We start from the raw sequence: 20,829 nt of genomic DNA on the forward strand, positions 1-20,829 counted from the left end.
TCCATTGAATGGATTGAGCCCGTTTTCAATTATGCAGGAAGTGTCTTAGCGGAGAACCTCCATTTCCATTAACTCGCCGAACATCTCTTTTCCGACGAGTCCTTCTACCGAATCAACTGAATTGATGTTTAGAAGCAGATCACGCAGGTCTTCCGTAATTTCATAGGTCTGATAGAGTCGCCGATCAAAAAGAATCGGTGCCTGTTCCAGATCGCAAAGTGAATAGCGGTCCTGATTAAAGGTCGGTCGCGTTGGCCAACCACTAAACCGTGTATTTTTTGCTAGCTCCGGCTCTAAAAACAAATGGATGAATGTCCATCCCTCCCATTGAGCCGGGTATCGCTTCAGATAAGGCCAAAAAGCCTTATAAAGTTGCGTCATTGCCTCACGGCAATACATATCCCGATCACTATTCCGAATAGGTCGAATCGGATCGAGACAATGAAGAACGTTTGTCAGATCAGGCTGTCGATAACTGACAACCGGTATTATTGGCGCTCCAGTGGCATGTGACAGGTAGCCTACGCCTTTTCTGGTCAGGACGCGACGGCTCCCTAGCGGAACTGATAGGAATTTATCCTCCTCGCCAGGCTCAGGAGCCGTTTCTGGACTGCCATCTACAAAGACAATTAGTGATCGACCGGCTTTCAGCTCACGTAGAACCGTTAATCCCGCCGATGGATGCCCCGCTTCAACAACACGGAAGACATTTGTCAAACCATGTTTCTCTCGCAGAGCCTCGATATGTTCAGTCATATCATCACCCTGAGTGCGGTTCATATTGTTACCGACCAGCAATATACAATCTACTCCCCGGCGAAACAATACACTTGTCAGGAGCCGATATGAGCCAAGGTGATAGGTACAGTAAATCCTGGGGCCGTCTTGTTTGGCAAGATATTCCTGCGCTCCTCGCGTCTTCACAAGATCACCTGCCGTTAGGCACTTCTGATCGAAGTTAGTAAAGATCTGCTGTAACAATAACTCCTGAAACAGTGTTTCATGTTCGCTACGGGATATAGATGGCATGATGTTTTCAACGTTCGCCGAGAACGTGGTGAGTTTCATCAGATACCCTCTTTCCTTTTGTAGGTTAAGCTGCCGGAAGTGATCACGACAACGGGTAAGTTCTTGTTTGTAAAGACGCAGTGAAGACGGCATAGTCTTATACTGATAAAATTAAAGAGAGAATGATGTTTTAGGGGTAAGTCCCTGAAATGTTGGCGTAAAACTTCCGCAGCACACGCTGTCTTCAAACAGCCACAGTAATTTGGAAGACTCTTTTTTAGCGGCAGACAAAGTGATAGCTTTAGAGACCTGAACTGCTTTGATGGCGAATTGCTTTTTCATGATTTTTCTGTTTTTCGATTGAATGTTAGTTGCCTGATTAGCGCTGGTTTGTTTGCGCCGTTTGACTGATACAAAATTAGATCAGCCAGGCAGGGTCATCAATCGCAGAAAATTCTCATTCTGCCATATTGGATTAGTCAATTATTACCACTATTTTAGTCCGGATTTTTGCTAAGGGACGCATGAAAGTGATATACCTCACCAGGATACTTCTGAGAAAACCCATTTATAGTATTGGGCTTCTGCTGTGTGTGGTTTTGATCATAGAAGGACTATCGTGGACTATTGCTTATAATCCAAAGCTGGCCCTTGTTGCCCGTGCGGGCGGTTTTTTCCCCTATGTAAGTGCTCTTTTCAAGAATCTCTTCTTACCTGAGATCTGTACAGTTGTTATTCTGACAACTTTACTCGATCAACAACACATTCGACTTAAGCTAAGCTCGGTTGGATTGACGTTAAAAGATATAAGCCGGTATGAACTGACTTTTCTTCCAACCATACTGTTATCCTACTTTCTGTTTAACCCAGCCACGCAAACGGCCCGTTTTTTCTTAGAAGCCTTTCCGAACTATACTTTTTCCAATTATTGGCATAGTTATTTGGGGGGCACATTTACGATGGCCATTTATTTCCGTTATTTGATCCCTATATTTTTAATTGGCTATACAACGCTCAATGTCTCCCTGATCTCTGATTATTTTAAACAGCGACAGGAAGCTCAGGAAGCTGCCGAAAATAAGGCTCAATTAGCTGTCCAGGCTGCACAGGCAGCTTTAGCAGCGCAAACAACGGCTGTAAATCCGTCTCCGAATAACTATTTATCACACCTAAAAGGAAAAAATCAGCACGGTGAACTTGATTTTCCCGTTGAAGATGTTTACTTTTTCACCATTGAAGATCGTTATTATTATGCTCAACTCGAAAAGGGCCAATATTTAGTTGGAAAAACCCTAAATGAGTTAGAGACTGAGTTAGACCCAAGCCGTTTTTTCCGTATAAAACGGGATTACATTGTGAACCGGCAATCGGTTCTCAACTATGCTTATTGGGAAAATGGTAAATACATTGTTCGTTTGAATACACCTGATCGACACGAAATAGTCGTTCCTCGTGCTCGTATGCAGGAATTTCGTGAATGGTTACAGGGAAATGGTAACAATCAGCGTCCCTACGCCGACAGCTCCACCGATTCCTTCATTTTGGCTTCTTAGTAGTCCTTTCTCATAAGTAACTCTTTACCGAAATACCATAACGAGGTAACTGGCGGCAACTGCTCAGCTCCAGTTTTTTTGCAATATGTGCTTTATGGTTTACGGCTGTTCGGTAACTAATCCCTAGCTGGTCAGCTATTTCATTAGCAGTCAAGCCATTAGCAATCATACGCAATACTTCCCGTTCACGGTCGCTCAGTCTGCTCAATTCATTTCGGGTTGTATCTGATATAACTTCAACGCCGAAGTTCTTAAGCAGATTCATGAAGCCATTACTATAGTAACAGCCTCCCGAGCTTACGGTCTGGAAACAGCGATAAAGTTCATCTAAACCATCACTAGCGTATAAAAAGCCAAAAAAGCCCATTTGCATAGCTTTGGCAATCATACGTAAATCCGGTTTGCTGGTATAGAGAATAAACTTGGTCTGATAATTAGCCTCCTGCATCTCCTGTACTATATCAAAGGTTCGCTGGCCCGATATTTCTGACTCCAGAATTACACACTGCGGACGCTTGACACGAATTTGCTGAAGAGTGTCCTCCATCTCAACGGCGCGCCCAACAACATTGTAGCCTTGTTCCTTTAATAACTGGCTTAACACTTCGCAGTTGAACACTTCAGACTGCGCCACAAGAATCGAGAAATCCCGTCGACGTAGTGCGAAATTCTTTGTGGCCTCCTGACCTATCGTTGGCTGATTCATATCTATAAGATGTAACGAGTGGTTGAATCTACTATCCAAATCACTCTATAAGCAATAGCAACTTACTGAAATCACCATTTCTCCGGATGAAATCAACGAAATGGGTGATATTATATGGGTGATTTCGTCCGGAGAAATGGTGATTTCACGCAAAACGACTTGTTTTACCTTATAGTACCGTACTACTTTTGATCATCAGCCAAATATCTGTCTATTCAGAAACTAGTGTATGATGATCCAGGAAGAAACAGTGTCGTCAGCTTACGAAGCGTCCTCGACCGAGATACAAAACATAATTATGGAATGGGTAGAAGCGACTGAACAGTTTCATCGTCGCTACGCCAAACTCACTGAGGTCATCAACTCGCTCCAGTCTGCTGGTCGTCGGCAGGCAACTACGAACCGGCCACGATTGCGTAAACTGATCACATTACGTCATCACATGAGTGATGTATTGATGACTTTGATGTTGGATATGACTGGCCAGAAAAACGGCCGCTCATCGCAACCTTCTAAACCAGGTCAACTTCACTCGCACGCTCGTCTGCTAGCTGAACTGAACCGAGAAATCGATGCTGAATTGACTCCATCAGTCAAAACAGTAGCTCTTGCATAGTGTTCACCTCTCCCGCTTGATAAAGGTAAGCTTCCTGACTAGTCAGGAAGCTTTTTTTATGAGTACTTATAGTAAAAAATTACTACGCCACCCGGCAAAACAGGTAATTGACAGAATTAAAACCCGATCAATTGCCAGATGCATATTCTGCAGCTTTTTTGCAGGATATACCTACATCATCCCGATATTACAGTGCCCAATAAGCGTGATATCTCTACATCAATCCGTTTAAAATGCATGAACTCTGTAAGAAGCTGGTCTGCTTCTTCAGGCGTTTTCCCTTTAGCATCGCGAAGTTCCTGTTGCAACGTAGTCATGCGTTGTTCAGCCAGCATCTTTTTAATGCGTAAAATATTTCTGTAGGCTGAGTCAGCCAGAATACCAATTTCTTCTTCTGAGGGCACGTATATTTCGTGCTTTAGCCAACCTTCGCTGATTTCATAGCGAGGTGTTGTCAGATGAATTGCCTGATTTTGAATGTCTACTTCGCTGGGAGACCGACGATTAAGAAAATCACCAGCCGTTAGAATATCACCCCGATGGTAAGCTTCACGGAACAGACTTAGGATTAAATCATAAGGCTGTGTCTGAAATTCAATTTCATGAAGCTCGCTTAAGATATATTGACAAAGTGTAATACCAGGTTCGAGCTCACGAGCACCATAATTAATCAAAAGTCGAATACACTCTTCTTCCTGATACGATAAAGGGGTCCGTACGGCTTTTATACGCTCACCAGGCGCATTAACAGGCGTTCTGTTAGAAATAGCTGGTTCAACACCATTAATGCCTGCATCAGCAAATAACGCATTCAGTTCATCAACCGATGGTTCATTCTGTACGGTGGTCTGTTGACGTGACTGGCGATCAAAATCCTTCTGATTCTGTTCCTGTTGTTTCCTAAGCAGGCGATTAATCTCAGAAATAACCGACTGTTCACTCACATGGAAAACCTGAGCAACCCGTTGCGAGAGTGTCTGTCGCTTTAGGGGATCAGGTATTTTAGTGATACTGGCACATACATCGGAGATTCCTTCTGCACGTTTATTCGGGTCATTACCAGCTTCTGTAAGCCATTGCCCAGCTTTGAAATCAATGAAATCCTTCGAATTCGCCTTTATATAGGCTTTAAACTCTTCGGCACCAACTTTATGAACGTAGCTGTCTGGGTCTTCACCGTTGGGCAAGAGGAGCAGTTTCAGGTTTAATCCCTCCTCAAGCACCATATCAAGCCCACGTAAGGCCGCTTTTATACCGGCAGCATCACCATCGTATAAGATGGTAATATTGGGTGTAAAACGCGCAATAAGCCTGATTTGCTCGGTGGTAAGTGAGGTTCCCGACGAGGCAACTACATTCTTTATTCCCGCCTGATGAAGTGAGATTACGTCGGTATACCCTTCGGTTAAATAACAAACATCTTCCTGTCTAACAGTCTGTTTAGCCTGATAAATTCCATAGAGTACCTGGCTTTTATGATAAACTGTCGTTTCGGGTGAATTTAGATACTTGGGCTGGCTCTTGTCTATTTTGAGAATACGTGCGCCAAAGGCAATGACACGACCGGAAACATTATGAATCGGGAACATGACACGTCCCCGAAACCGGTCAAATGTTTTTGGGCTCCGGCCATCGGCCCCCTCTTTGACAAGGATTAGTCCGGCTTTCTCAAGAAGATCGCGGTTATAGCCTTTGCGCAATCCTTCCTGCATCAGAGCGTCCCATTGGTCGAAGCTGTAGCCAAGTTCAAATGCATCGATGGTTGGATTGGTAAAACCCCGTTCCCTAAAATAACTCAAGCCAATGCCTCTACCCTCATCTGATTTTTGTAGCGCTTCCTGAAAAAATGTTTTAGCAAAATTCAGAACAATAAGCAGACTCTCACGCTCATTCTGGCGCAGGAGGTCTTCGGGTGTCTGCTCCTGCTCTTCAATCTCTATGCCATACTTCTTTGCCAGATAACGCAGTGCTTCGCCATAACCGATGTTTTCGATATCCATTACGAATTTCACCGAATCACCAGCCTTACCACAACCAAAACACTTATAAATCTGACGCGTTGGATTAACGTTAAACGAAGGTGTTTTCTCATTATGAAATGGACAGCACGCAATGTAATTACTGCCTCGTTTCTTGAGCGAGACAAAATCATTGATTACTTCCAGAATATCAGTAGCCTGTCGGATTCGGTCAACAGTTTCTTCGGGAATTCGCATGCAAAGCGGAGAAGCCAGTGAGAATGAGAAATCAAATTTACGCCGAAAGTTGACCCATTCGGAATTTTGCTGTCATAAAAACAATAATGTTACCCTACTGTCTGGCAACATTATTGCACAATGGAGCTATATTCAAGTAATCCGACGCTTACGTGGTTACTGATCAATACTTCAACTTGTAGCGTATGAACGATTATTTACCACCGTCATTAAGTAAAATCTATAAACGACACGGCATATGGGCACTAGCATTTATGCTCGTATTTATTCACTCCTGTCGTGTTCAACCAGTTGATCCAACTCAACCGGGTACTGGATCGCCAACCGGCAAAACAGCAGATCAATATAGTGCTGATGTAGCCATTCAGTGGGCAAGCCTCCAGCTGAAATTAACAAAATCAACGGCCGGTTTTCCCCCCCCAGTTGCATCACGGGCGTATGGCTATGCGGGTATAGCCATGTATGAATCCATTGCTCCGGGTATAATCGACCATAAATCATTGGTTGGGCAGCTTCAGGGTTTAACAACATTGCCCTTACCCGAGGCAAATCAGACTTACAATTGGGCATTAAGTGCCAACGCGGCACAAGCGAGCATCATTCGTAATTTATACGTCACTACGTCGGCCGCAAATAAAGCACTAATTGATTCTCTGGAGAAATCCTTGAACGCTCAATTTAAAGAGTTGGATGAGCCCGTCAATCAACGTTCGATCGCGTTTGGACAAAAGATAGCTGATGCACTCTTTGAGTGGTCAAAAACCGACGGAGGCCATGAAGGTTACAGTCGTAATTTCCCGGCTAGTTTTGTGGTTCCTACTGGTCCTGGACTCTGGCAACCAACCGAAAATGGGCTGAAAATTCCTATGCAACCCTATTGGGGACAAAACCGGACATTTGTGAAAGCAAACAATGAGTTGCCAATGCCCAAACCGTTGCCGTATTCTACTGATGTTAAGTCGCCAATCTTCGCACAGTATCTCGATGTTTATGCGAAATCGAAGAATTTAACCCAGACAGAAAAAGAAATTGCAGTTTGGTGGGCCGACAACCCCACCGATACCTTCACTCCTCCGGGTCATTCATACAGTATCGCTACCATTGCGGTGAAAACAGCGAAAGCAAATCTGGCGAAAGCCGCCGAAACCTTCGCCAGAACAGGTATTGCCGTATCTGATGCTTTTGTTCTGTGCTGGCGGTGTAAATTCGTATATAACAATCTCCGTCCATATACCTACGTCCGACTGGCGATTGACCCAAAATGGATTCCGTTCTGGCCTGCCCCGCCATTTCCTGGATACCCGTCAGGTCATGCGACTCAATCGTCTTCGGCAGCTACGGTTCTGACTGATCTATATGGCGATAACTTCGCTTTTACTGACGACTCACACGTGGGTCGTGGAAAAGACGTAAGCCGAAATGTTGAATTTAAGCCTCGCTCCTTTAAATCCTTTGTTGAATCAGCTCAGGAATCGGCGGATTCGCGCTTCTATGGAAATATTCATACCCGCCAGGATAACGAAACAGGATTGGTCGAGGGAAAGAAAATAGGCGCTAATATTAACGCGCTGACCTGGAAAAAATAAATGCTGTAATCTGGCAATTAATGGTTGATTTTCAGACTTCCAGCGTCCCTTATCGCATGCCTGCCAGCATTTCGTCTCTGGTAGGGCGGTCAGCGTTTAGGTCATAGCTAATACCTTCCAGGTCAAGATAATTCATAAAAGCAGGGTAAGATCCCTTTTCGACCGAAAATATATACCAGTTCTCATAAGGTTCATTAAAGAGCTCTACTTCGGTCAGTGAGGCTTTTTTCAGCAAAGCCCGATACTGTCTCGGTTCAAGATCCGCTTGCTTGATCAGGAAATACCACATTTGATTTTTGGTTCTACAGCACTAAACAAAAACCCTGCATAACTGGATGCTATGCAGGGTTTTTGTTTAGTGTTCCGGTAATCGTACCCGAGTTATTTATTAACTGCCAGAATGTAATCGGCCAGCACCAAACCTGCCTCAGTCAGATACAGATCTTTTTTCTTCTTTGGTGCAGTAGGTGATCCGGTTTCGTCAACCGGAGCCGTTACCTGCGAAACTTTATTAGCCGCAGCCCGCTTGCGTTCAGCCTCATCCCGTTCTTTCCGGCGCTTAGCTTCCTGCAACGATACAACCGTATTCTCTTTTGCTTTTTTGAAATCAGCCAGATCCTGGGCCAATTGCTTCAATTCTGGATCCGATTTAAGACGTTGATCGAAACGATCCCGTAGACGGGTTAAAATTTTATCGTCAAGGCCATGCGATTGCTCATAGCGAGTTGAGTTAATCTGGTCCCAGGGTAGCGCACTTGGCTGCGAGCTTTCGCCGTACTCTTCAGCCGAGAAAGCGGATGGGAGTTCAATATCCGGCGTAACACCTTTATGCTGCGTGCTGCTGCCATTGATGCGATAGAACTTCTGAATCGTCATCTTTACCTGACCAACCTTCTCCGGTTCTTTGGGCAACCATTGATTCAGGTCGATCAGCGTCTGAACGGTTCCTTTGCCAAAAGTCTGTCCACCAACAATAATACCACGCTTATAATCCTGAATAGCCGCAGCAAAAATCTCCGAAGCCGAAGCGCTGAAGCGGTTTACAAGCACGGCCATTGGTCCATCGTAGGTTACTGATGGATCAGGGTCTGTATATACCTCCGTTTCGCCTGTTGACTCACGAACCTGTACCACGGGGCCTTTCGGAATGAATAATCCGGTCAGGTTAATGGCTTCGGTCAGAGAACCACCTCCGTTGTCGCGCAGGTCGATGACAATACCGTCAACTTTTTCGCCTTTCAATTCCTCTACAAACTTTTTAACATCACTCGTTGTGCTGCTAAAACCTTCTTCGCGCTTCCGGGCTCCCTCAAAATCACGATAGAACATCGGAATGTTGATAACGCCGATCTTGAAAGGCCGACCATTGTCGGATACTTCAATGACTTCTTTCTTGGCGCGCTGCTCTTCCAGTTTGATTTTCTCGCGTACCAGCCGAATCTCTTTGGGGGGAGCACCTGCCAACGCATTAGGCGAAATAACCTGCAATCGTACAACCGTACCTTTAGGCCCCTTAATGAGTTTGACCACATCATCGACCTGCCAGTTCATGGTGTTGACCATTGGTCCGTTATCGCCCTGTGCTACACCAGCGATCTTATCGTCTTTATTGAGCAGTTTGCTCTTGAAAGCCGGTCCACCGGGCAGAACATCGGTGATGCGAATATAATCGCCATCTTCGCGAAGCATAGCTCCGATACCTTCCAGCGACTGGCTCATTTCCTGATTGAAACGATCGGCGTTGGTAGGCGACAGGTAATTTGTATGTGGGTCAAGAGCCTCCGCAAACGAGTTCATGTACATTTGAAACACGTCGGCGCTCTTAATGCGGTTAATTGCTTTGTCGAGGTTCGAGTAGCGTTGCGTCATCAAGGCCGTTACGGCACTATCCTTACGGCTACCCAGACGAAGCTCCAGCTCCTGATTTTTCAGAATCTTACGCCAGAGTTCATTTTGTTCATCTACCGTTTTAGGCCAGGCGGCTTTTTCGCGATCGGTATTGAACGTTTCGTCGGCAGTAAATGAGAATGGTTTTTTAAGCTGGTCCTTGATAAAATCGCTACGCTCCTGGTAACGTTTCCGGAATACATTGTAGAGATCATAGGCCGCCGTAAGATCACCATTAACGAGTGCATCGTCAATCTGGTAACGATATTTCTCGAAAGCGGCCACATCAGACGCCAGCAGGTATGTTTTGCTGTTATCGACCTCTTTCAAGTAATTATCCCATACGACGGATGACAGTGAGTCATTCAGCCGTACCTTGCGGTAATGGTAGGTTGTTAGTAGTTTAGCTACCAGCGTTTCTACTTTCTCCTGCGAGATTGATGGTTTCAGGTCGTCTGTTGGAGACGACGTTAGCGCCCCCTGAAGGGGTGCACCGCCCGGAGTGGAAGCTCCTGAAGGCGAATCCGGCTGAAAGCTTAGCATCAGCACGGGCAATAGGGTCACCAGATACTTCTTCATCTACATTACCCAAGTTAATTGCGAATGTATAAATGAGCGAATGAGTGAATTAATTCTGTATTCCTTACGAATTCACTCATTCGTTTATTCACCATTCACTTATTGTTTAACAATATCAAGCAATTCGACATCAAATACCAGTGTTGAGCCTGGTTTGATATCAGCACCAGCTCCCCGATCGCCATAAGCAAGATCTGAAGGAATGTACAGTTTCCATTTAGAACCAACCGGCATCAACTGGAGCGCTTCTGTCCATCCTTTAATGACCTCGTTCACACCAAATTCGGCGGGCTGACCACGTTCAACGGAGCTATCGAATACTTTTCCGTCCAGCAATCGACCCGTATAATGTACTTTAACCCGATCCGTGGCTGTTGGTTTAGCACCGGTTCCTTCTTTTTCAACAGAATACTGTAATCCACTGGCTGTTGTCACTACACCTGCCTTCGCTTTATTCTCGGTTAGAAAAGCGGTACCAATCTTTTTATTTTCAGAAGAGACTTTCAGGCTTTCGGCATTCCGAACGGCCATCTGTTTTTGGGCATATGCATTCAGTAGCTGACCTGCCTGTTCCTGAGACAATTTAGTCTTTTGCCCTTGTAATGCATCTTCAAGACCTTGTGTAAGTAATGCGCTATTCAGGTCGGTCATGCCTTGCTGTTTCAGATTTTGCGCCATAAAAAGGCCAATACTATAGCTAATTGAATCCTGAGATGATACTAACGCCCCAGTTGTGGCTGGTTTAGCGGCAGAAGCGGGCTTAGCCGCAACGGGCTTTTTAACAGCTGGCTTTTTAACTTGGGCAGTCGCAGCACCGGCGACAAAAACAGCTGACGCAACACTGGCCAGCATCCATTGGTTGAACTTCATGCGAACTAAAAACGGAGTGATATGCACTAAACTGATTTATTGATAAAACGTGAACAGATAGCAGAAAAGTTTGGAGAACAACACTTTCACTAAAATTTAACCCTGATCCTTAACGCGCAAGGTACTGTATTTTACCCTAAAAAGACTATTCTGTATAGCCAATAAAAGTAGCGCAAACTGTCTGCTTTTGCTAATCTTACTTTCTTAAAATACTCCAAATTTGGACAAACGGTTTAATTGTTCGCTCAATGGTTTAGACATTATATACCGATTTATCGGAAAAGTCTAACATTCAGCCATTGATTATAAAAATCATCGCATTTTTATCAAATTTTAATCGTACCTTTGCGGCCGAAAATCAATCTCTAAATTTCATCCTACTTATATGGAATCCGTAAGACCCGACGAGATATCAGCCATTCTGCGCCAGCAGTTAGCCGGTACACAAACCGAGGCTGAACTCGAAGAAGTCGGTACGGTGCTGCAAATCGGCGACGGCGTAGCGCGTATCTACGGCCTCTCGAAGGTGCAGGCCGGTGAACTACTGTCGTTCAACAACGGGCTTCAGGCTATGGCGCTGAACCTCGAAGAAGATAACGTTGGAGCTGTATTGCTCGGCGATTATTCGGACGTTAAAGAAGGCGATACCGTTAAACGCACCGATCAAATCGCTTATGTAAACGTTGGCGACGGCATCCTCGGTCGGGTTGTAAACACGCTTGGCCATCCAATTGACGGTATGGGTCCTGTTCAGGGCGACCTGTTTCCCATGCCTCTAGAACGGAAAGCGCCGGGTGTTATTTTCCGTCAGCCCGTAAATGAGCCGCTGCAAACAGGGATCAAAGCGATCGATGCCATGATTCCCATCGGCCGGGGTCAGCGCGAATTGATCATCGGTGACCGTCAGACAGGTAAAACTGCCGTGGCCATCGATACGATCATCAACCAGAAAGAATTCTACGATAAAGGCCAGCCTGTATTCTGTATCTACGTTGCCTGCGGTCAGAAAGCATCAACCGTAAAGCAGGTAGAGCAAACACTGCGTAAGGCAGGAGCTATGGATTACACGGTTATCGTGTCAGCCAACGCGTCGGATCCTTCACCAATGCAGTTCTTTGCGCCGTTTACGGGTGCCGCCATCGGTGAGTACTTCCGCGACACAGGCCGCCCCGCTCTGGTTGTTTATGACGATCTGTCGAAACAGGCTGTTGCTTACCGCGAAGTATCACTCCTACTGCGTCGCCCACCAGGCCGTGAGGCTTATCCAGGTGACGTGTTTTACCTGCACAGCCGTTTACTGGAGCGGGCCGCCAAGATCAATTCGAACGATGAGATCGCTAAAAACATGAACGATCTGCCTCCTTCCCTGAAGGATAAAGTAAAAGGTGGTGGTTCATTAACGGCTCTTCCGATCATCGAAACGCAGGCTGGTGACGTATCGGCTTATATTCCAACCAACGTAATTTCGATTACAGACGGGCAGATCTTCCTGGAGTCGAACCTGTTCAACTCAGGAATCCGGCCAGCCATCAACGTAGGTATCTCGGTATCACGTGTAGGTGGTAACGCCCAGATCAAATCGATGAAGAAAGTGGCCGGTACACTGAAACTTGATCAGGCCCAGTTCCGTGAGCTGGAGGCCTTTGCCAAGTTTGGTTCAGACCTTGATGCGTCGACGAAGCTGACCATCGAACGGGGTCGCCGGAATCAGGAAATACTGAAACAACCTCAGTATTCGCCGGTTCAGGTAGAACAGCAGGTAGCGATCATTTATGCCTCTACGAATGGGTTGCTCGACCGGGTTCCCGTCAATAAAGTGAAAGCATTTGAAAGTGAGTTCGCCATGGTATTGAACGCCCAGTATCCGGCGGTTCTTAATGACCTCCGGGCGGGTAAGCTTACCGATGAAGCAACGGCTGCGCTCAAGAAAGTAGCTGCTGATCTGTCGGCACAATACTAAACTGGTTTTCAGTTTTCAGTTTTCGGTTTGCTGACCGCATAGGTTCATTCTGGCGACAGCAACCGAAAACTGAGAACCGAAAACTGAAAACTAGCTATGGCATCACTAAAAGAAGTACGCGCCCGGATAACATCGATCAATTCAACGCAGCAGATAACCAAAGCCATGAAAATGGTAGCGGCTGCCAAGTTACGTCGGGCACAGGATAACATTACGCAACTCCGCCCCTACGCGAAGAAACTGAGTCAGATGCTTGGCACAGTATCGGCGGGTGCAGAAACCGCGTCAGAAAGCCCCTACAAACAGGCACGCCCTGTTGAGCGGGCACTCCTGATCGTTATCACGTCGGATCGCGGATTGTGCGGGGCGTTCAATACAAACGTTGTCAAAGCCGCACTGACTGTAATTGATGAAAAATATGCGTCGCAGGCTCGTTCGGGTAACGTCGAAATTATGGCCATTGGCAAAAAGGGGGCAGAAGCCTTCCAGCGCCGGGGCTTTAAAGTAAATACGTCACACGTAGATGCATTCGGCTCTTTGAGTTTCGCTACTGTACGGACTGCCGCAGAAGAAGCCATGAACGGCTTCGCCAATGGTAGATACGACGTTGTTGAAGTCATTTACAACGAGTTCAAAAATGCGGCCATGCAAATCGTGCGGACAGAGCAAATGCTGCCGATTGTGGCAACAGAAGCTCCGGCAGGTTCGAACGCTCCGGCCATTAATTACATCTTCGAGCCATCGGAAAAAGAGATCATTACTGAGCTGATTCCGAAAACGCTGAAGATTCAATTATACAAAGCTGTGCTGGATTCTAATGCATCGGAACATGGGGCAAGGATGACAGCTATGGATAAAGCAACTGAAAACGCAGGAGAGCTTCTGAAAGAGCTCCGACTGGTTTATAACCGGACTCGTCAGGCAGCCATCACAACCGAGATTCTCGAAATCGTGGGTGGTGCCGAGGCTCTGGCCAGCGCTTAAAAACTTTTTTCTGGATTATGGAAAAACACGGCTGATTCGGCCGTGTTTTTTTTATACTAAATCCGAGAGTAAACCGTTCTGGCGACGAACAGAATATCGGATTGGGCACGCCAATATTGCCTGCCAATTAAAATATAATTAATTACTGATTACCAGTTGTTTACAACCATTTCACTCTCTTACTTTACGTTCAGAAATCGGAACGAATTGTTTCTTTATTTAGTTATTCAATTGTCATATACGAACGACGGATTTCTCAGCGTTAACTAATCGATTTGACAGCACATAACGATTCAAACCAAATGAAACTCAAAGGCATAATCAGCAGTCTTTTTATCGCCGGTACGCTGGCGTCCTGCGCTCCGGCCATTACGGTTAAGTATGACTATGACCCTAAAGTGAACGTTCGGCAATTTGCAACTTACCGCATTGAAGCCGACCGTCAGCGTAACGCCGATCCAATTGTAGGCAGTAACCTGAATCAACGCAGGATTGCTGATGCACTGGATCAGTCACTTAAAGCTCGTGGCTATAAACCAGTAACCCAGGGCGAAGCCGACCTCATTGTCCGTTTCTTTACGGACTCGCGTGATCGTCAACAGATCCAGTCGAATAACATGTACTCGCCCTATTCGTGGTGGTATGGCGGTATGGGTAATAACGTTTACTCACGGCAATATGAAGAAAACCGTGTTGTAGTTAACGTTGCGGATGCTCGAACGAACGATATCATCTGGCAGGGCTGGGCAACCGGTCAGCTCAATAACCGGAATAAAGAACGCGACCGCGATCAGACCTTCCGCGAAACAGTAACTAGTATTATGAAGAACTTCCCGGAGAGTGCCGGTCAGGACTACGGCGCAGCACGGTAAGCGTTTCTGTTACCTAAGTAAAAAAGCCTATGACTCATTCCAGTTATAGGCTTTTTTATGGTCGTAGCTTTTTGTTTATTTGCAGCTTTCCCCTGTACCCCGCCTACACCTCATGACTGCTGCAAGCCGAGGAGTCGTTTATTCACTCCTGACCGTAGTATTTGTTCTGCTATTAGGCATCGCAGCATTGCTCGCGGTGGCTTATCACAGGCATCAGCGGCTGGAGGATGCTACGCAGGACCTTCGACGGAACCTTACCCAACAGGAGGGTCAGATTAAAAATTTACAACAACGCCTTGAAGACTGTGACACCCTTGAGGTCAAAGCTCCGGTTGATACGTCCTGGAATGCGGCTACTGTCAGTGATTCGATACGAGTTGTTAGCCAGAATACACCGGGCAAATAAGCTGTGCATCGGCTAACGTATTTATTTCTATACGCAGATCAAGGGACACCGTTACTTGAAATACTTTTCTATCGTCTGACGAATGAGTTGTTTGTTCGCTTCTGATGCAACAGGTTGATTCTGATACGCGTTTCCCAATTCGTCCAGCTCACGGCTTAGCACATTGCCTTTTACCTGTCCTTTGATAGCAACCGTATTTCGGTTGGCTAATACCTCATTCCAGACAGCCCTGACATCAGCCCAATAAGCCCTGTTTTTAGTCCACCAGACTTTGGCGGCCTGGCATTTTTTTTCGTCGATCCGGTGGTACGTGTTAAGGCCTTTTTCTGAAGCAACTAGTTGATCGCCCGCTTCCGAACGAATAATCTTGTCGTTATCCTGTTCATGAATATAGCCATCGGGCCGGATTTCATGGTGATTCGTCCGGCGCATGACATTATAATCTGTGCGTTTGGTGTATTCCCGGCGCGGCAACGGAGCATCAGCCGTATTTTCCCAATAATGCCGACCATCAGCATGAATCCAGGTGGCTGACCCTTCATAACGCGGGCTATCGTCTACTTCGAATACTTTCTGCGTCCATTGCCCTTTTGCCTGCGCCGGTGTAATATCGGCCCGCTTCCAGGACGCATTCTGATCAAACTTAAGCAGACTGGTATTCTGATAGATCCAGTCTTCCCGCCAGTGTTTAATGATCAGTGTATCACCAATAACCAATAGGTGCTGAATCACTAGTTTCGTAGGTCGATCAGCCGGGCCGGATTCTTCTTCCACAAATACCCATTCAACACCTTTAGCCGCATAGCGATCTTTGAAAGAATAAGCCTTGTCGGGGGCAAAGGTCTCTGCGTATAAAAAGCTTACATCATGGCAGCCACATTGGCCTTTAATAGCCGCAATATCTTCAGAGCGGGGTTGTGCTACAACATTACTCAACCCCAGCAATACCAATGAAGTAAACAAGGCCACTTGCATAAGAAAAGCTGCTTTAGGTGATCAGTAAGCTAAGGTCGTAAACCTATTCGTTGTTTATAATGATTCCAAATAATCTGATAAATAATTTGGAATCATTATAAACAACGAATAGGTTTGTGCAGTCAACGACGGCGTCCTCAACCATCCAGACAATAATCTGGGTTTGTTATAAAATCATGCTTCGAACAACACTGTTCTGTTTAGCCCTTAACCAGCCACTGCCCACCAGATCGCTGCGGTTGAAGCTATATAAACAGAACGTTCTATAAATCTCAACTCGTATGATATGTCAATGTCACCTTTTATCAGAATCTACTAGTGGACGCATTGTGCTCTATGGGCATACGGCATCTGATGATACGCATAATATCGCCTTACAATTCAATAACATCACGCAATGGCTTTGTTACGACGATTTTCTGGCTTTGGAATGGAATGTAAGAAGCATTGATACGAAGGCCTATTTCGATGCTCATCCGCACGAAGACCGCATTCATCTCAGTACACCTTCCCGCTACCTGAGTTTCAGTTTTCGGGTAAATGAGCTGATTGAACTAAGAAAGATGCTCAACCAGGCTGTAGCCCGGCTACATTGGTTCGAAATGCTCCGCAACGCACAGAATTAACCCGGTATGGTGTATGCTAAACGTACTTGTTTTTCGAACCAACATCAATACCGACCAACGGGTCCATCAGGTGGCCTGCCAGTTGTGCAAACTGCGGGGGCAAGCTGCCGATGCTGTGTGTCGCTGGAGCATTGATCTTGAGGATTGTGACTGCGTCCTGCGAATCGAAACAAACTCACTCACCGAGTCCGACATAATCCGGCTTCTGACACGAGCCGGTCTACAGTGTGCTGTATTGAACTAATCATTCTCACTGTATCGACCTTTGTTTAGTATTTATAGTTCACCTTCCCTCTAACAAAAAAGCGGCACCCGGATAGAGTGCCGCTTTTATTTTTTCGCAAAAAATTACCCTTCAAAAACGTTATCGGGATACGTAACGCTTGATACTTTTTTATCCAGATAATAGAGTTGATCAGCAGGAATCTGATCGAAAAGATCAAGGCACCGACGGGCGATATACTCTTCTTCCATCTGCTCTTTCACGTACCACTTCAGGAGTTCTTCAGTAGTATAATCGTTTTCACGACGGCAGATACCGATAATGCGATTGATTGAATCCGTAACTGCAATTTCCTGGTCTAATGCTGCTTCGAAGACTGTACGCAACGAATCAAACTCCTGACTTACTGCCGGTATTTCAGGCGAATAAGCCGTTGCTCCCTGATCGCAGAGATAATGAAAAAGCTTCATGCCATGCTTACGCTCTTCTTCTGACTGTTTATAGAAGAAGCCTGCGCTATAGTCCAGCCCGTTACGGTCGCACCAGCCCGCCATCGCCAGGTATTTCGATGAAGAAATCAGTTCCATTTGTATCTGCTGGTTTAGGGCTAATTCGACGCTTTCCTTGATTGACGTACGAAGTCTTGCTAGGTCTTTCATAGTGTGCTACCGTATGCGGTGAGATAATTTATTAACAAAAAAACAACAAAAAACCGGCCATTGTTACACAGCCGGTTGATTATCAGAAAATTTAGAAGAAGTCTATATATAGTTATTCTGCTAACGAACAACCACACTCACGAAGCATGGCATTAAGCTCCAGCATAAGTTTAGCTCCATTGAGCAATTCACGCAGGTGAACAATCTCACAGAGGGTAAGTACATAGCAGCGCTCAGAGCGGGGTGGCGTCAAAATTTCGAGATCATAAGCAGCATCAGTGCTCAGAGCCATCTGCCGAATGTCGACCGTTTCGACCATGCGCCGAAAATGGGTAAAATCGCGCGCCGATAGTGCTGTGTGGGTGTCCCAGAATTCAAGAATCAGCCGATTCGATGCATCGCACTGATAAACAACCCCTTTATCTGTTTTAAATATTACCTGGTACGTTGCCGGTAGGTTACTCGTCATGATCACGCTAAATGATGCACAAATATACAAAGCAACTCGTAATTTAGAGCACTTCTAAATAATAATTTATGCCGCAGTTACGGAGCAGTTGTAGGAGCTAACCAGCCCGTATGCCCATCGGTACCACGAACGAGTTGAAAACCAGCGAATGTAGACAGTACATCGACAGAGTAACCGGTTGGTAAGGTCTTCATGGCAGCTGCCCGTCTGTCGGCCGCATCCAGCAAATCAGATGGTGCAGTAAGAGCCCAGCGACGAAGCGGACGTTGCATGGGTTCAGTTGTATTACTGGCCACGTAGCCGGTTTGTCCATTGGGGAGTTCAACACGGAGCCAGGCTTCAGTACCGCCAATAATCATCAGCGCCGTCGATTTGCTCAGTTCATTGACCATGCTGGCATCGCTGGAAGGCGCAGATCGAACAAAGGTACGAGCTGACGAAACCCGTATTGAATCACCTAATCGAGATACAGTCAGCAGCGCCTGACGAGCTGGTCCACGGCCGAGTCGGATAAACGGAAGGGGATCTGTAGCTCCATCACTAAACCCGTATATACCAAAATGCAGATGAGGCCCCGTTGTACGGGCGTTACCCGTATTGCCAACAAACCCAATTGTATCACCTATGGTTACATGCTGGCCTGCATTGACATTCCATCGATCCAGGTGAGCATAATACAACCGAATGTTACGTTGATTATCAGACAGAAACACCACATTTCCACCTAAGCTGTTTGTACTGACACTCGTAATAATGCCATCAACCGATGCAACAGCAGGCGTTCCTCGGGGTGCGAATATGTCGACACCTTCGTGCCGCCTTCGCCCTGCATCGCGTGATGCGCCAAAAAAGCTGCTGATCTGGCGACTATCCCGGCCTTGAACGGGAAAGCTAAGTGCCGGTTCCCGTGTAATAGAAATAGTATAGCTACCACTTCTCAGTAATTCAGACTGGATACGAATCAGAAATTTCTGTGTCCGTCGGGGTTCCCAGGCCAGCACGTTCGTATCGGCTTTTGAGGCCGCTATCAGGCTGGTCCGGTTGTGGTCGTCCAACGCGAAAATATCAATAAATACCTGCATATCTTTCTGGCCCTGCGTTTCAACACGTACCAGAAACCGATCACCACGCTGGGCACTCATCCGGTAACCAACTGCAGTGGGTTTATTAGCCGAAAAATAACCCCGTTCACGATACGGAATCGAGATCGTAAGCGAATCCTGTAACGCCCGTTCGCCAGCCGCAACCCAATCAGCGCCCAATGCCGTTTGTTCGAGTTTGGCTTCTTTCAGCGATTGGCCGTACTGGTCATGTGGAGACGATGGGCGGAATAAATTTGTAGCGGGACCAATACCCGTGCAGGCATGTAGGGCAACTGCCCCCACACATGTATAAAAAAAACGGAATAACGACTTAAAATCCATAGTAAAACTATAGTATTAAACGACTAATGCATGGGTAATATTTCTTCAAATTCCTGGCTGACCAAAGTACTGCAACTTTAAACCCCGAACGGATCGATAACTCGGCTCGCTAAACCTTTGATAAAAAATAGGTTGTCTGGCTACGTTGTTTTAGGCGAGGAAGCAGAGAAATTGATTTTCCGGCCTAAAACGCTAAATTTGTGGCGACGTTGCTCCCTCTTCCATCGTGGATTCAATTACAGTATTTGCTCCTGCTACCGTAGCCAATGTGGCTTGCGGTTTTGATATTTTTGGTTTTGCTGTCGATAATCCCGGCGACCAGATTACCCTGACTGCCAACCCAGAACCAGGGGTTCGGATTACCGACATCATTGGTGATGAAGGCCGACTACCTCGCGAGACAGGCCGTAATACGGCTGGCATCGCCATTCAGTCGTACCTTCAGCACATTAACCGAACGGATGTTGGTGTTGATGTGGTGCTGCGAAAACAAATGCCGCTCGGCAGTGGATTAGGCTCTAGTGCAGCCAGCGCTGTAGCTGGTGTTTATGCCATCAATGAATTGCTTGGTCGGCCATTGCCAACGATAAAACTATTACCCTTCGCTATGGAGGGTGAGCGAATCGCCTGTGGTTCAGCCCATGCCGATAATGTCGCGCCGTCTTTACTGGGCGGCTTTGTCGTTATTCGGAGTTATCAACCGCTTGATGTCGTTCGCATTGAAACGCCGGCAACGTTATTCTGTACAATCGTTCATCCTGACATTGAAGTTAATACAAAAGATGCGAGGTTCATTCTGAAAAATGAAGTCTCGCTAAAGAACACAATCATACAGATGGGTAACGTGGCCGGTCTGATTGCTGGTCTGATGACACCCGACTATGGGCTGATCAGTCGTTCGCTGGTCGATGTCATTATTGAACCTGTACGTTCTATCCTGATTCCGGAATTTAATGAAGTGAAGCAGGCTGCTTTGGAAAACGGTGCGTTGGGATGCAGTATTTCGGGGTCAGGTCCATCGATGTTTGCACTTAGCCGCGATGCCCGGACCGCCGAGCATGTTGGCGCGGCCATGCAACAGGCCTTCCTGTCGGCGAGCATCACGAGCGAAGCATACGTCTCAGAAATCAACCGGCAAGGCCCTAAAGTGCTGGCTAGTCACGAGGTTGTTCATTGAAAAAAACTGGTACAAACGGTAACGGGGTGATTG

21 protein-coding genes are annotated in these 20,829 nt (G+C 46.3%); 10 read left to right on the top strand and 11 right to left on the bottom strand.

What is annotated here, in order from left to right; translation table 11 throughout:
• Window positions 1-45: 45 nt before the first annotated feature.
• Together GJR95_RS09135 and GJR95_RS41680 are read right to left on the bottom strand one after the other, a co-directional pair.
• On the bottom strand, window positions 46-1,161 hold the full coding sequence (locus GJR95_RS09135; protein WP_162385575.1) for a lysophospholipid acyltransferase family protein: 1,116 nt from the start codon (window positions 1,159-1,161) through the stop codon (window positions 46-48).
• A gap of 18 nt (window positions 1,162-1,179) precedes the next feature.
• A complete protein-coding gene (locus GJR95_RS41680; RefSeq protein WP_167206114.1) occupies window positions 1,180-1,350 on the bottom strand; it encodes a hypothetical protein in 171 nt (56 codons plus the stop codon).
• A gap of 182 nt (window positions 1,351-1,532) precedes the next feature.
• Here GJR95_RS41680 and GJR95_RS09140 point away from each other — a divergent pair, with 182 nt between their 5' ends.
• Window positions 1,533-2,561, top strand: a complete 1,029-nt coding sequence (locus GJR95_RS09140; protein ID WP_162385576.1) for a LytTR family DNA-binding domain-containing protein — start codon at window positions 1,533-1,535, stop codon at window positions 2,559-2,561.
• Between the two features lie 10 nt (window positions 2,562-2,571).
• On the opposite strand, the gene GJR95_RS09145 is transcribed toward GJR95_RS09140, so the two are convergent.
• Complete coding sequence (locus GJR95_RS09145) at window positions 2,572-3,267, bottom strand: response regulator transcription factor (protein ID WP_162385577.1); 696 nt, start codon at window positions 3,265-3,267, stop codon at window positions 2,572-2,574.
• A 229-nt stretch (window positions 3,268-3,496) separates the two neighbouring features.
• Between GJR95_RS09145 and GJR95_RS09150 the strand changes: the two genes are divergently transcribed.
• Window positions 3,497-3,883, top strand: coding sequence for a hypothetical protein (locus GJR95_RS09150; protein WP_162385578.1), 387 nt, complete (start codon window positions 3,497-3,499; stop codon window positions 3,881-3,883).
• 176 nt (window positions 3,884-4,059) lie between these two features.
• Here GJR95_RS09150 and dnaG read toward each other — a convergent pair whose 3' ends face one another.
• Window positions 4,060-6,099: a DNA primase gene (dnaG, locus tag GJR95_RS09155; protein WP_162385579.1), complete on the bottom strand. Its 2,040-nt coding sequence runs from the start codon at window positions 6,097-6,099 to the stop codon at window positions 4,060-4,062.
• A 254-nt stretch (window positions 6,100-6,353) separates the two neighbouring features.
• Here dnaG and GJR95_RS09160 point away from each other — a divergent pair, with 254 nt between their 5' ends.
• Window positions 6,354-7,685, top strand: a complete 1,332-nt coding sequence (locus GJR95_RS09160; protein WP_162391637.1) for a vanadium-dependent haloperoxidase — start codon at window positions 6,354-6,356, stop codon at window positions 7,683-7,685.
• A gap of 49 nt (window positions 7,686-7,734) precedes the next feature.
• On the opposite strand, the gene GJR95_RS09165 is transcribed toward GJR95_RS09160, so the two are convergent.
• The 3 genes from GJR95_RS09165 to GJR95_RS09175 all read right to left on the bottom strand — a co-directional run bounded on the left by GJR95_RS09165 (window position 7,735) and on the right by GJR95_RS09175 (window position 11,021).
• Window positions 7,735-7,974, bottom strand: coding sequence for a hypothetical protein (locus GJR95_RS09165; RefSeq protein ID WP_162385580.1), 240 nt, complete (start codon window positions 7,972-7,974; stop codon window positions 7,735-7,737).
• A 92-nt stretch (window positions 7,975-8,066) separates the two neighbouring features.
• A complete protein-coding gene (locus GJR95_RS09170; protein ID WP_162385581.1) occupies window positions 8,067-10,151 on the bottom strand; it encodes a carboxy terminal-processing peptidase in 2,085 nt (694 codons plus the stop codon).
• Window positions 10,152-10,250: 99 nt separating this feature from the next.
• Complete coding sequence (locus GJR95_RS09175) at window positions 10,251-11,021, bottom strand: FKBP-type peptidyl-prolyl cis-trans isomerase (RefSeq protein WP_262889775.1); 771 nt, start codon at window positions 11,019-11,021, stop codon at window positions 10,251-10,253.
• Between the two features lie 385 nt (window positions 11,022-11,406).
• Here GJR95_RS09175 and atpA point away from each other — a divergent pair, with 385 nt between their 5' ends.
• The 4 genes from atpA (at window position 11,407) to GJR95_RS09195 (ending at window position 15,243) form a co-directional block, all read left to right on the top strand.
• The gene (atpA, locus tag GJR95_RS09180) at window positions 11,407-12,981 is read left to right on the top strand and encodes a F0F1 ATP synthase subunit alpha (RefSeq protein WP_162385582.1); all 1,575 of its coding nucleotides are present in this window, start codon (window positions 11,407-11,409) and stop codon (window positions 12,979-12,981) included.
• A 96-nt stretch (window positions 12,982-13,077) separates the two neighbouring features.
• Window positions 13,078-13,965, top strand: coding sequence for an ATP synthase F1 subunit gamma (atpG, locus tag GJR95_RS09185; RefSeq protein ID WP_162385583.1), 888 nt, complete (start codon window positions 13,078-13,080; stop codon window positions 13,963-13,965).
• 302 nt (window positions 13,966-14,267) lie between these two features.
• Window positions 14,268-14,837, top strand: a complete 570-nt coding sequence (locus GJR95_RS09190) for a DUF4136 domain-containing protein (RefSeq protein WP_162385584.1) — start codon at window positions 14,268-14,270, stop codon at window positions 14,835-14,837.
• 112 nt (window positions 14,838-14,949) lie between these two features.
• The gene (locus GJR95_RS09195; protein WP_174260200.1) at window positions 14,950-15,243 is read left to right on the top strand and encodes a hypothetical protein; all 294 of its coding nucleotides are present in this window, start codon (window positions 14,950-14,952) and stop codon (window positions 15,241-15,243) included.
• 51 nt (window positions 15,244-15,294) lie between these two features.
• Here the strand turns inward: GJR95_RS09195 and GJR95_RS09200 are convergent, their stop codons facing one another.
• Window positions 15,295-16,218, bottom strand: coding sequence for a DUF6607 family protein (locus tag GJR95_RS09200; RefSeq protein WP_232541131.1), 924 nt, complete (start codon window positions 16,216-16,218; stop codon window positions 15,295-15,297).
• A gap of 281 nt (window positions 16,219-16,499) precedes the next feature.
• On the opposite strand from GJR95_RS09200, the gene GJR95_RS09205 reads away from it, so the two are divergent.
• Complete coding sequence (locus GJR95_RS09205) at window positions 16,500-16,844, top strand: DUF6686 family protein (protein WP_162385585.1); 345 nt, start codon at window positions 16,500-16,502, stop codon at window positions 16,842-16,844.
• Between the two features lie 13 nt (window positions 16,845-16,857).
• Complete coding sequence (locus GJR95_RS09210; protein WP_162385586.1) at window positions 16,858-17,088, top strand: hypothetical protein; 231 nt, start codon at window positions 16,858-16,860, stop codon at window positions 17,086-17,088.
• Window positions 17,089-17,192: 104 nt separating this feature from the next.
• On the opposite strand, the gene GJR95_RS09215 is transcribed toward GJR95_RS09210, so the two are convergent.
• From GJR95_RS09215 to GJR95_RS09225, 3 genes are all read right to left on the bottom strand, one after another.
• Window positions 17,193-17,726, bottom strand: a complete 534-nt coding sequence (locus GJR95_RS09215; protein ID WP_162385587.1) for a ferritin — start codon at window positions 17,724-17,726, stop codon at window positions 17,193-17,195.
• A gap of 112 nt (window positions 17,727-17,838) precedes the next feature.
• The gene (locus GJR95_RS09220; protein WP_162385588.1) at window positions 17,839-18,195 is read right to left on the bottom strand and encodes a DUF6686 family protein; all 357 of its coding nucleotides are present in this window, start codon (window positions 18,193-18,195) and stop codon (window positions 17,839-17,841) included.
• 77 nt (window positions 18,196-18,272) lie between these two features.
• Window positions 18,273-19,619: a peptidoglycan DD-metalloendopeptidase family protein gene (locus GJR95_RS09225; protein WP_162385589.1), complete on the bottom strand. Its 1,347-nt coding sequence runs from the start codon at window positions 19,617-19,619 to the stop codon at window positions 18,273-18,275.
• Between the two features lie 226 nt (window positions 19,620-19,845).
• Between GJR95_RS09225 and GJR95_RS09230 the strand changes: the two genes are divergently transcribed.
• Window positions 19,846-20,796, top strand: a complete 951-nt coding sequence (locus tag GJR95_RS09230) for a homoserine kinase (RefSeq protein WP_162385590.1) — start codon at window positions 19,846-19,848, stop codon at window positions 20,794-20,796.
• The last annotated feature ends 33 nt before the right edge of the window (window positions 20,797-20,829 follow it).

The organism is Spirosoma endbachense (assembly GCF_010233585.1).
GTDB classification, from domain to species: domain Bacteria; phylum Bacteroidota; class Bacteroidia; order Cytophagales; family Spirosomataceae; genus Spirosoma; species Spirosoma endbachense.